3 protein-coding genes are annotated in these 12919 nt (G+C 64.4%); all 3 read left to right on the top strand.

Annotation, left to right across the window (positions count from 1 at the left end; all coding sequences use genetic code 11):
- The first annotated feature begins 10 nt into the window (after positions 1 to 10).
- From BIO17B3_RS16240 to BIO17B3_RS16230, 3 genes are read left to right on the top strand one after another with little or no spacing between them, the layout of a single operon-like run.
- Entirely contained in the window at positions 11 to 6850 is a 6840-nt protein-coding gene (locus BIO17B3_RS16240) for a polyketide synthase (RefSeq protein ID WP_156054810.1), read from the top strand.
- A gap of 7 nt (positions 6851 to 6857) precedes the next feature.
- Positions 6858 to 11810 (top strand): non-ribosomal peptide synthetase, encoded by a 4953-nt coding sequence (locus BIO17B3_RS16235; protein ID WP_156054809.1) that lies wholly within the window; start codon positions 6858 to 6860, stop codon positions 11808 to 11810.
- 50 nt (positions 11811 to 11860) lie between these two features.
- Positions 11861 to 12904, top strand: coding sequence for a cupin-like domain-containing protein (locus BIO17B3_RS16230; protein WP_156054808.1), 1044 nt, complete (start codon positions 11861 to 11863; stop codon positions 12902 to 12904).
- The last annotated feature ends 15 nt before the right edge of the window (positions 12905 to 12919 follow it).

Here is a 12919-nt window from a genome sequence, read left to right as displayed (position 1 = left end):
GCAAGGGCAGATGATGGAACCTCATCCTCCAGAAAACGCACAGACGCGCGAGCCAGATTCGCCGTCTCAAAGAGCCGATTTTCTGCTGCACGAGCTTTTTGAACGGCAGGCCATAGTCAGCCCGCAAGCCATTGCCTTGGTCAGCTCGGAGGCCTCATTCACTTACGACGAACTCGATCAGCGCACCAACCGACTCGCCCATCTGTTGAGTGAACAGGGCGCGAGGCCAGACGCCCTTGTTGCGATCATCCTGGATAGTGGCGCGCTCTTGGTTGAAGCAATTTTGGCGACCTTGAAATGCGGCTGCGGCTACTTGCCGCTTGACCCGAATCAGCCCACCGCCAGGCTGGAGAGCCTGCTAGGCGATGCGCAACCTCTGCTGCTGATCACAACGGCCGACACCGCCGCAGCACTCGAAGACTGCCGCGTGCAAACCCTCGCCATCGACGACCCCGCTGTGCTGCAGAACTGGGCCTCGCAGCCTGCCGCTGCGCTGCGTCCACGTGAACTTGGCCTGACGAGCGCCTCACTGGGTTATTTGATTTACACCTCCGGCTCGACTGGCGCCCCCAAAGGGGTGGTCATGCCGCAAGGGCCGCTCCTTCATCTCATCAACTGGCATCTGCGCTGCGCGCCCGAGCAATCCGGTTTGCGCACCTTGCAGTTTTCCGCCCCCGCCTTCGACGTCGCGTTTCAAGAACTGTTCTCCACGCTGGCCAGCGGAGGCTCACTCGTATTGGCGACCCGCGAACAGCGGCGTGATGTGCAGAAATTGGTGCAATTGATCCAACACCACCGCATCGAGCGCCTATTTCTACCCTTCATCGCCCTGGCGCATCTGGTCGATTACTGCGAGCAGCATCGAATCGACCTGCCATCCCTGAAGCATGTCATCACCGCGGGGGAGCCCTTGCGCGCTGACGCCGCGATCAAATCGTTCTTTTCCCGGCACCCGCAATGTCGTCTGCACAACCACTACGGCCCGAGCGAATCCCATGTCGTGACGGTCAAGACGCTTCCCGATGACCCGACCTCCTGGCCCGCGCTTCCCAGTATTGGGCGAGCCATCGGAGAGGCGCACATCCTCATTTTGAATGCCCAGGGCGAGGTGCTTACCGCAGGCGCGGAAGGCGAAATCGCGATAGCGGGTCCAGTCATCGCACGCGGTTATCTCAACCGCCCCGAGCTGACGGAACAGCGATTCAAAGACTTGCCTGCAGTGGGAAGGGTTTACCTGACGGGAGATCTGGGCTTCATCGACGCCGAAGGAGACATTCGCTGCCTCGGGCGCGCGGACGACCAAGTGAAAGTGCTCGGTCATCGTGTCGAACTCGGTGAAATCGAAACACGCCTGCGAGAACATGCCGACATCGCCGATGCCGCCGTGACACTGCGCAACGATCTGCCCTTCGGCTCAGGCTTGGTCGCCTATTTGACCGCGCGGCATCCAGGCCACGTTCCAAACCCGACCGACATTCGCGCCTGGTTGGCGCAAACGCTGCCCCAATACATGCTGCCAGCCGTTTACAACTGGCTGAAGCACATGCCGATCAGCGTCAACGGCAAGCTCGATCGGCGGGCACTGCCCATGCCGGAATTCGGGCCGCAAAAAACCGCAGCGAACGACAGCGTCGCCTCCACAAGCACGCAAGATCGCATCCGCGCGGCATTTACCCGCGTACTCGGTTTGGGCAGCGTCACCCCCACTGACAATTTTTTCGATATCGGCGGCAATTCGCTGCTCGTCATGCGCGTTCTCTCTTTGCTCGAAGCGGACGGCGTGACGCTGAGCGCCAGCGCGTTTTTCAGCAACCCAACCCCCGCGGCGCTGGCCGAACAGTTGGATCGCGGCCAAGACACATCGTGGGACGAAGCCCGCCGCATGCCGCGTGGAGCAAACCCCCAAGATCATCGCGCTGCGCGCGCCGGCGCCTCCGTGCCGATCGCCATCGTCGGCATGGCGGGCCGCTTTCCCGGCCCGAAAAACGTGCAGGATTTCTGGGACATGCTGCTGGCTGGCGCCGACGGCATCAAACACTTGCGTGATGACGAACTCGATCCCAGCTTGCCGTCAGAACTCACTAACGACCCGCTCTATGTCAAAGCACGCGGGCTGATCGACGACGTGGACAGCTTCGATCCCGCCTTTTTCGGTATCTCCCCGCGAGAAGCCCTGTTGATGGACCCGCAGCAACGCATCTTTCTGGAACTGTGCTGGGAATGTCTTGAGCATGCTGGGCATGCCCCCGACCTCAGCCAGGCTCCCGTCGGCGTTTTTGCGGGCATGCACAACGCCAGCTATTTTCTGCACCATGTTCAGCACCGCCCCGATCTGATCGACAAAATCGGCGACTTTGCCGTCATGCTGGCCAACGAAAAGGACTACATCGCCACCCGAATTGCCAACCGCTTGAACCTCACCGGCCCCGCAGTCAGCGTGCATACCGCGTGTTCCACATCGTTGGTGGCGGTTGCGCAGGCCGTCACGAGTTTGCGCGCAGGTCAATGCGACATGGCACTGGCTGGCGGCGTTGCCGTGACTTGCCCGCCCAACAGCGGCTATCTCTACCAAGAGGGCGCCATGCTTTCGCCCGATGGCGTCACCCGTACCTTCGATGCCCAGGCACAGGGCACGGTGTTTTCCGATGGCGCTGCCGTGGTGTTGCTCAAGCGACTGAGCGACGCCCAGGACGATGGCGACACGATCTACGCGGTCATTCGCGGCGTGGCCATCAACAACGACGGACGCGACAAAGCCAGCTTCACGGCGCCAAGTCTGGACGGTCAGGCCGCCGTCATCACCGCCGCACTGGCTGACGCCGGCGTCAGCCCGCGCAGCGTGAGCTATGTCGAATGCCATGGCACCGCCACGCCTTTGGGCGACCCCGTCGAGGTCGAGGCGCTCACCCGCGCCTTCCGCAGGCAAACCGCAGACATCGGCTTTTGCCGACTGGGTTCCGCTAAAAGCAACATCGGCCATACCTTGACTGCTGCGGGCGTCACCGGCGTCATCAAAACCGCGCTGGCTTTGGCCGAAGAGTGCATCCCGCCATCGATCCACTACACCACGCCCAACCCCAAGATCGATTTCGCGTCCAGCCCCTTCATCGTCAACGATGCGCTCACGACATGGGCGAGCGGCGAGCAGCCGCGCCGCGCCGGGGTCAGCTCCTTTGGGGTGGGAGGCACCAATGCCCACATCATTCTCGAAGAAGCGCCCGCGACGCCAACATCCAGCCCAGCGAGCGGGCCGCAACTGCTGATGCTGTCGGCCCGCAGCCCAAGCGCGCTCGACGCCCAGGTCAGCCGCCTCACCGCGCATTTGCGCGAACACCCCGATGTCAATCTGGCCGATGTGGCCTACACCTTGCAGGTGGGCCGCAGCCCTTTTGCACAGCGTCTTTGCCTCGTCTGCGAAACACCAGAGCAGGCGATACGAGCCTTGTCGGAACCAGCCTGGCCCCTGCGTTCACAACGCACAGCGCGCGGTGATCCACCCCCTCAAATCTGGCTTTTCCCGGGCCAGGGTGCACAGTACCCCGGCATGGGAAGCGGTCTCTACGCTGCAGAAAGTGACTTCCGCGCAGCGCTCGACGACGCCATCGCCGCCTGCGCCCCGCACCTGAGTTTTGATTTGCGGGCACGCCTGTTCAGCGCTGACCCAGATGCGCTGGCCAGCACGCAAACCACGCAGCCCGCCACTTTCTGTATTGAATACGCACTGGCGCAAACCTGGCTGGCGCGCGGCGCCAAGCCCATCGCCCTGATCGGCCACAGCATCGGCGAATTCGCTGCGGCCGTTCTGGTCGGCGTTCTGTCGTTGGCCGACGCGGCCCGGCTGATCGCACGGCGCGGCGCGCTGATGCAAGCGCTCACGCCCGGAAGCATGTTGTCGGTGCGATTGTCAGCAGACGATTTACGCATCCAGCTGCCGGACGACATCTCGCTTGCCGCCATCAACGGCCCGACGTCCTGTGTCATCGCCGGGCCGACTGCAGCGATCAGCAGCTTCGACGCCGCTCTGCAGGCGCAAGGCGTGCAAACCCGGTTGCTGCAAACCTCCCATGCTTTTCACTCCGCCATGATGGAGCCCGCGCTCGCAGCCTTTCGCTCCGAAGTGGCTAATGTCGCCTTGGCGCCTGCGCGCCTGCCCATCGTCTCGACCCTCACAGGCCGTTGGTTGACCCCGGCAGAGGCCGTCGATGCCGAATACTGGGTGCGCCATCTGCGGGAGCCGGTTCGCTTCTCCGCCGCCGTACGCGACGCGCTGGACCGTCATGCCAACGCCGTTTTTCTGGAAATCGGCCCGCGTCGTGCGCTCTCCACACTGGTGCGTCAGCATGCCCCCGCCGATGGCGCCTCGGTCGTGGCCATCCCGTCACTAGCCGATGCGCCCGAGCAGGAAACTGCCTGCATGTTGCTGGCGGCAGGCGCACTCTGGACCGCAGGCATCGCCTTGCCAGTTTCAGCCGCCCATCCGCCCACGAATCGCCACCGGATCAGCCTGCCCACCTATCCCTTCGAGCGCCAACGTTACTGGATCGAGGCCGTAGCGCAGCACCCTTCCCGTCCCGCCACAACACCGGCCTCGGATCGTCCTGCCGCAACGAGTTCCATCGCACCAGCCGCGCAAACGCTGACGTCCACGTCAATCGAGCCAGTACCCGCCATGTCCATCGCCCAGCCCATTCCCACAGCCCCTCTGCGCAAAAACCGCCTGATCGCCCAGTTGCGCGATTTGTTCGAGGATGTCTCAGGCCATGAGGCAAGCGGCGCCGACCCGGGCATGGCCTTTGTCGAACTCGGCCTCGATTCGCTCACCCTCACCCAAGCCGCGCTGCAAATCAAAAAGCAGTTTGGTGTGCCGGTCACCTTCCGTCAGCTGATGGAAAACCTGCGCAGTTTCGATCTGCTGGCCGATTACCTCGACGCCCAACTGGAGCCCGAGCCAGCCGCGATGCCTGCGCCGAGTCCGTCACCTCTTTCGGCGCCGCTTTCGGCGCCTCTTTCGGTATCTCTGTCCGCGCCGCTCGCTGCTACACCCCCTCATTTCGCCGTGCTGCCGCAGCACGCGCCGGCCGACGCGGTGCAGTGGCTCATCCAGCAGCAAATGCAGCTCATGTCCCAGCAACTGGCCTTGCTAGGCGGGCAGACGATGATCGCCCCTCAAACGCCGCCGCCTATGCCCATGCGAACGCCCACGCGGGCGCCCGAAACGGCGCCTCCACCTGCAGCAAACGCCAGCCCTGCGCAGCCCCTGCCCGCAGCGCCCGATGCAAACGGCGAAGACAGCGCGCCATTGCGCTACGACGTCAAAAAAGCCTTTGGCGCCATCGCCCGCATCCACACTCAGTCCAGCCCGCTGACCGAACGTCAAAAGGTGCGCCTTGCCACCTTCATGCGCCGCTACGTCGAACGCACGGCCAAGAGTCGCGCCTACACCGTGCAATACCGCGACCATCTGGCCGACCCGCGGGTGGTCAACGGCTTTCGTCCGATGACCAAGGAGATCACCTATCAAATCGTGGTCAATCGCAGCAAGGGCGCGCGCCTTTGGGATCTGGACGGCAATGAATACGTCGATGCGCTCAACGGTTTCGGCATGAACTTGTTCGGCTGGCAGCCCGACTTCGTGCTCGACGCCGTGCGCCGCCAGCTCGACGACGGTTACGACATCGGCCCGCAACACCCGCTGGCCGGCCCCGTGGCCGATTTGATTTGCGAACTCACCGGCTTTGACCGTGCCGGTCTGTGCAACACCGGTTCCGAGGCGGTCATGGCTGCCGTGCGCATTGCCCGCACCGTCACTGGCCGCAACACCGTGGTGCTGTTCTCAGGCTCTTATCACGGCACCTTCGACGAGGTCGTCGTGCGTCCGGGCAAAGGCGGCAAAGGCATACCGGGCGCGCCGGGCATCATGCGGGGCATGTTCGGCGATGTGCGCGTGCTCGATTACGGCACGCCCGAATCGCTGGAGTTCATCCGCGCGCATGCCGATGAACTCGCCGCCGTATTGGTCGAACCCGTGCAAAGCCGCCGACCCGAATTCCAACCCGTCGAATTCCTCAAGGAAATCCGCGCTATCACCGAACGCAGCGGCGCTTGCCTGATTTTCGACGAAGTCATCACCGGATTCAGATCCGCCCTGGGGGGAACCCAGCAGCTCTTCGGCATCCGCGCAGATCTGGCCACTTACGGCAAGGTCATCGGCGGAGGCATGCCCATTGGCGTCGTTGCGGGCAGGCGTGAGTTCATCGATGCGCTCGACGGCGGCGCCTGGCAATACGGCGATGACTCAATTCCCACTATCGGCGTGACCTACTTCGCCGGCACCTTCGTGCGCCACCCCTTGGCGCTGGCCGCCGCGCATGCCAGCCTGCTGCACCTCAAAGCGCAAGGACCGGCGCTGCAAGGCACGCTCAACGCCAAGACCGCGCAAATGGCCGACGAGCTGACTGCGTTCTGCCGTCAAGTCGGTGCGCCGCTGGAAATCCGTCATTTCGCCTCGCTTTGGCGCGTGGGCTGGCTGGAAGATCACCCGCTGCAAGACCTGCTGTTTGCCATGATGCGCAGCCGCGGCGTACACATCCTCGACAACTTCCCCTGCTTTCTGACTACGGCGCACAGCGAAACCGACATCCGCCTGATCGTAGAAGCGTTCAAGGACTCGGTGCGCGAATTGCAGGAGGCGGAATTCCTGCCGCAGCGCAAATCATCGGCATCGGCGTCTTTCGACGCCAGCCACCCGCCCGTGCCCGGCGCACGCATCGGCAAAGACCCCGGCGGCAACCCCGCCTGGTTCGTCCCCAACCCCGAGCAGCCCGGCAAGTACCTGCGCCTCGACGCCTGAAAAAGCCATGGACACTTCCACCGCCACCGCGGTCGATTACGACCCCTTCGCCGACGCCGCGCCCGTCGCCCGCGTCGCTCCCACCACTGAAGCCCAGCGCGAAATCTGGCTGGCCTGCCAGCTCGGCGGCGGCGCCACGCTGGCGTACAACGAATCCATCACCCTGCATCTGTGCGGCGCGATCGATCTGCCAGCGCTTACCGCCGCGGTGCGCGCCCTGCCGGATCGCCACGACGCGCTGCGCGCCACCCTCAGCGCCGATGGGGAACAGTTGCTCATCGCCGAGCACTTGAACCTCGACATCCCGCTGGACGATCTGCGCGGCCTCACCGCCGAGCAAGGCGATAGCGCCCTGAAGCAAGCCGCCGCGCAGGCCGTCGCCATGCCTTTCGATCTGCAACAAGGGCCGATGTTTCGCGCACGCCTGCTGCGCCTGGCCGACGATCACATCGCCCTGCTGCTCAGCGCGCACCACATCGTCTGCGACGGCTGGTCGTTCGGCGTCCTGGTGGACGAAATCGGTGCGCTTTATTCGGCCCGCAAGGGCGAAGCCCCTGAGCCCGAGGCGCCCGCGAGCTTCGCTTCGTTTGCGCAAGCGCTTTCCGCGCGACAAGGCAGCGCCGAACATCAGGCCGATGAGGCGTACTGGCTGAACCGCTACGCCAGCATTCCTGCGGTGCTGGAGCTGCCTTGCGACCACCCCCGGCCCGCCACGCGTGCTTTCGACTCCAAGCGCATCGACCATGTGCTGCCCGCAAACTTGGTGAGCGCGGTGCGTCAACTCGGCGCCAAGTCCGGCGCCAGCTTGTTTTCCACCCTGCTGTGCAGCTTCGGTGCGTTGCTGCAGCGTCTTTCGGGCAATGATGAAGTGGTGGTCGGCGTACCCGCTGCGGGGCAAACGCTGCCGGGTTTCGAAACCGTCGTCGGCCACGGCGTCAATCTGCTGCCTTTGCGGCTGATGCCCGACGCCGCCGCCCCGCTGGCGCAGTCGCTGCCCGCCGTGCAATCGGCCGTGCTCGATGCCTTCGAGCACCAGCATTACACCTTCGGCACCCTGCTGCAAAAACTGTTGATCGAACGCGATCCATCGCGGGTGCCGCTCGCCCCGGTCATGTTCAATCTCGACCAGGCCATCGATCTGCGCAGCTTTGGCCATCTGCAAGTCAGTACGGTTTACAACCCGCGGCAGGCCGAGAACTTCGAACTGTCCATCAATGCCGTCCCCGTGGTCAACGGCGGCCTTCGGCTCGAGTGCCAATACGCCACCGCGCTGTTCGACGAAGCCACCGTGCGCCGCTGGCTGGCGAGCTACCAAGCCTTGCTGACGCATCTCTGTGCCGCGCCCGATGCGGCGCTCGGCGCCATCGACATCGTCACCGACGCCGACCGGCAGCAACTGGCGCAGCTCAATGCCACGTCGTCGCCGCTGCCTCCCGGCCTGCTGCTGCACCAGCTGCTACATGCGCAGGCCACGCGCACGCCCGACGCCACCGCGCAAATCTGCGGCGCTAGCCCGATGTCCTACGCCCAACTCTGGGCGCAGGCGCATCGCATCGCCCACACGCTGCGCGCACGCGGCGTGCAGCGCGGCTCGCGCGTCGGCCTGTGCCTGCCCCGCGACGCCGACATGCTGCCCGCTTTGCTGGGTGTTCTGGTCGCCGGTGCAGGCTATGTGCCGCTGGACCCGAGCTTTCCCACCTCGCGCCTGGCCGACATGGCCGAAGACGCCGACCTCGCCCTGCTGATCGCCAAGTCCACCTCAGCCGACGCCCTGCCCTGGCCGCGCGCGCAAAGTCTGTGGCTCGACGGCGATGCCGCTGAAATCGCCGCCCAGCCCGACACCCCGCCAGCCGCAGATGCCGCGCGCGACGCCACGCCCGACTCGCTGGCCTACATGATTTACACCTCGGGCTCCACCGGCAAACCCAAGGGCGTCATGCTGCCGCATCGCGCCGTAGTGAACTTTCTGCTCGCGGTCGCCCAACGCCCTGGCCTGACGTCCGGCGACATGCTGCTGGCCGTCACCACGCTGTCGTTCGACATTGCCGTACTCGAACTCCTGCTGCCGCTCGCCGTCGGCGCCACCGTGCTGCTGTCCAGCCGCGAACAAGCCGCCGATGGCTTCGCCCTGCGCGACCTGCTGCAAACCCACCCGGTCACGGCCCTGCAAGCCACGCCGAGCACTTGGCGCTTGCTGTTCAGCGCAGACTGGGCGGGCCATAGCAAGCTCAAAGCCCTGGTCGGCGGCGAACCCCTGCCTGCCGACCTCGCCGCGCAGTTGCAGCGCAGTTGCGGCGCGGTGTGGAATATGTACGGCCCGACGGAAACCACCGTGTGGTCCACTTGCTGGCGGGTGCAAGACGGCGCCGCAGGCATCGCCATCGGCACGCCGCTGGCCAACACCCAGGTGTGGGTGCTCGACCCTCGCGGCAATCTTTGCCCGATTGGCGTGCCCGGCGAAATCCACATCGGCGGGGCCAGCGTCGCCCTGGGCTATTGGCAACGTGAGGCGCTCACGGCGGATCGTTTCGTGTCCGACCCGTTTTCCACCGAACCCGGCACCCGCCTATACCGCACTGGCGACCGTGGCCGCTGGCGCAACGACGGCCAGCTCGAACACCTCGGGCGGCTCGACTTCCAGGTGAAGCTGCGCGGCTTTCGCATCGAGCTGGGCGACATTGAAACCCACCTCACCCATCACCCCGAAGTCGCGCAGGCGGTGGCGATGGTGCGCGAAGACACCCCGGGCGATGCCCGGCTGGTGGCCTATGTGGTTCCGCGATCCGCACAGGTGGAGTTGGACCCCGCGCAGTTGCGCAAGCATCTGCAGCAAGACCTGCCCGCCTACATGATTCCGCAGCACATCGTTGCGCTGCAGACGCTTCCACTCTTGCCCAACGGCAAGATCGACCGTAAGCGCCTGCCATCGCCTATCAGCGGCGGCGGGCCGGTCAAGGCCGAGCGCAGACTTCCGCAGACGCCCACGCAAAAGCGGGTGGCCGAAGTGATGGAGCAGGTGCTGCGCCTGCCCGGCATGGCACTCGACGACGACTTTTTCTCCCTTGGCGGGCATTCGCTGCTGGCGGCGCAGCTCGCCGCACGACTGCGTGAGCAAACCGGTCTGGATGTGCAAATGCGCACCGTCTTCGATGCGCCCAGCATCGACGGTCTGTCGCGCTGGATCGACACCCACGCCCAGGACGATAGCGCCAAGGTCGAAGCCATTGCGCACCGCAGCGAGCAGACCGTCGCGCCCGCCTCGCTGCAGCAGGGGCGCATCTGGTTCCTCGAACAGCTCGACCCTGGGCTGCCAACCTACAACACCCCTTCCGCGCATCGCCTGCGTGGGGCGTTGGATATCGTCGCACTCGAACGCGCGCTCAACGCCATGGTGGCACGCCAAGCCAGCCTACGCACAGTGATCGTGGAGCAAGACGGCGCGCCGCTGCAGATCGTCGCTCCCGAACTGACCGTGCAACTGGGCGAGATTCACGACCTCTCCGCCCTGCCCCCTGCCGACCGCGAGGTCGAATTGATGAAAAGGCTGCAGGCCCGCAGCGCCGAGGTCTTCGATCTGAGCGAACTGCCGCTGTTCAAACTGGGGCTCTACCGTCTGGCGGAAGACGACCATGTGCTGTTTTTCATGCCGCACCACATCATCTGGGACGGTTGGTCGTTCGATCTCATTTACGACGAAATGGCGGCGCTCTACCCCGCCTTTGCAGAAGGCCGCGCGCCCGATCTGGCGCCGCTTCCCGTCACCTATGGCGACTACGCCGCCTGGCAACGGCGATGGCTCGAAACGCCCGATCTTCAGCGCCAGCTCGGCTACTGGCGCGATCAACTCACCCCGTTGCCCGCGCCGCTGAATCTGCCCGCAGACCGCCCCCGCCCCAAGCGCATGACCGGTGGCGGCGACACCTTCTGGTTCAGCCACCCGGCCGATTGGTTTGCCAGCCTGCGCCAATTCGCATTGCAGCAAAACGCCACGCCCTACATGGTGTTGCTCAGCGCCTTCGCGGCGCTGCTGTGGCGGCAATCGGGCCAGACCGATCTGGTCATCGGCACGCCGGTACGCGGGCGGCCCACGGTGGATCTGGAGAGGGTCATGGGCTTTTTCGTCAACGCCTTGCCGCTGCGGATACGCCCAGATCCGACGCAATCGTTTGCTTCCTTGGTACGGCAAGTGCGCGAGGTGATGCTGAGCTCCTATGCTGCTCCTGACGTACCGTTCGAGCAGCTATTGCGCTTAGTTAGTCCGCCGCGAGACGACAGTCGCACACCGATCTATCAGGCCTTCTTCTCGTATCAGGATGTGCGACAGCGAAACACCCACTGGGGAACCCTGGAGCAGGAGAATCTCAAGGTCTATCAACCTGCCGCAGCCGAGGACGTTCGCCTGTGGTTCCTCAACACCCCCAGCGGCGTGATGGGTGGGTTGACCTACAACACCGACGTGTTCGAGGCCCTTCGCGTGGCGGCGTGGATGGCGCAGTACAGCCAGTTGCTCGTCGACGCCATGGCGCACCCCGAGACCGCGCTCGCGGATTTGCCCGCCTTGCGGGGCACGGTGAGTGTCAGCAGCCCGGCTTCGACCGCATCGCCCGTCGCTTCGCCAAGGGCGCCCGCCGCAGCCGCACCTGCTGCAGACCGCCTGCAAACCGAGACGGAGCGACAGCTCGCCGCCCTCTGGGCCGAGCTACTCGCCACCCCGCATATCGAGCCCGACGACAACTTCTTTGATCTGGGCGGCCACTCGCTGCTGGTCATGCAGGCCGTCTCGCGCATGGAGAAATTAACGGGAAAACGCCTCGGCCCCCGTCATTACGTATTCGATTCATTGCGGCAGATCGCCCTCGAATACGACAAAACAGAACAAGCCGCACCCAGTGGCAAAAAGAGTCTCTTCCAGCGCCTGTTCGGGAAAGTGACCAGCAGTTCGACACACTCAGCAAACTGACGCCGCCCAAAGAAGGCTGCCCATCATGCACATTTCCTGGAGTTCAAACCATGCAGCAAGCCACACCGATTGGAGGTGGACCTGATCGCGCACGCGCCCAGCCACTGCAAACCCGCCCGCCCCTCGCCATCGACGTGGTGCGGGCACAGGACCTGCCCTACAACGAGTTCCTGCACGAGTACGTTCGCAAGAATCGGCCCGTGGTCATTGACGCCTCGGTGCGTGAGTGGCCGGCGCTGAGCCGATGGACGCCCGGATATTTCCGCGACAAGTTCGGCGACCAAACCGTGCAGGTGTCCTACACCAAACGCATGGCGATGCGCGACTTCGTCGATGCCGTCGAGGCATCGACCGTCGATGCGCCGGGACCTTACCTCTATCGCCTGTTCATCCACGATCACCTGCCGCAACTGCTGGCCGATCTCCGTCCGCAAAATGCCTACGCCTTTGCGGGTCGCCATGCGAGCCCGCTGATGCCCGAGCGCTGGCGCCGTCCCGACGGCTTTCTCAAACTGCTCATGGGGGGTGTGGGCAGCAAGTTTCCGGTGATGCATTACGATTTGGAGCACGCCCACGCGCAGATCACCGAAATCTACGGCGACAAGGAGTTCTATCTCTTTCCACCCGAGGACGGCGACAAGCTCTACCCACGCCCCGGCCAGAAAAACTGGTCACAGGTGGACAACCCGGCCACGCCGGATCTGAGCCGCTTTCCGCGCATGGCCGAAGCCACGGCCTACCGCGCGGTGCTCAAGCCCGGGCAGACTATTTTCATTCCCATGCTGTGGTGGCATGCAGCCCGGCCATTGTCCATTTCCATCTCGGTCTGTACGGTCTTGATGGATCGCTCCAACTGGCCCGGTTTTGTGGAGGACGTCTGCGACCGATCCAAGAACTCGGCGGCCAAGACGGCGCTCAAGCGTTTCTATCTCACAGGTGCGGGCAGCGTCATGCAAGTCATGGAGAACCTGCAGACGGCAACACCGCTACTGGCAAAGCGCCTCAAATTCCCGTCGGCCCTTTCACCGGCATCCCCGGACTTCACCAAAGACCCCTCAGAGACGCCGATGAAGTTCCGACTTTCAGTCGAGTGAATGGGCGTTGCGGCG

The sequence above is a fragment of the Thiomonas sp. OC7 genome (genome assembly GCF_900634595.1).
GTDB classification, from domain to species: Bacteria; Pseudomonadota; Gammaproteobacteria; order Burkholderiales; family Burkholderiaceae_C; genus Thiomonas; species Thiomonas arsenitoxydans.
The sequence above is the reverse complement of the archived record's forward strand: the minus strand, read 5'-3'. Positions and strand labels throughout refer to the sequence as shown.

Coding starts and splice junctions, on each gene's coding strand:
- BIO17B3_RS16240 (WP_156054810.1), top strand. CDS start 11: ATGATGGAACCTCATCCTCCAGAAAACGCACAGACGCGCGAGCCAGAT.
- BIO17B3_RS16235 (WP_156054809.1), top strand. CDS start 6,858: ATGGACACTTCCACCGCCACCGCGGTCGATTACGACCCCTTCGCCGAC.
- BIO17B3_RS16230 (WP_156054808.1), top strand. CDS start 11,861: ATGCAGCAAGCCACACCGATTGGAGGTGGACCTGATCGCGCACGCGCC.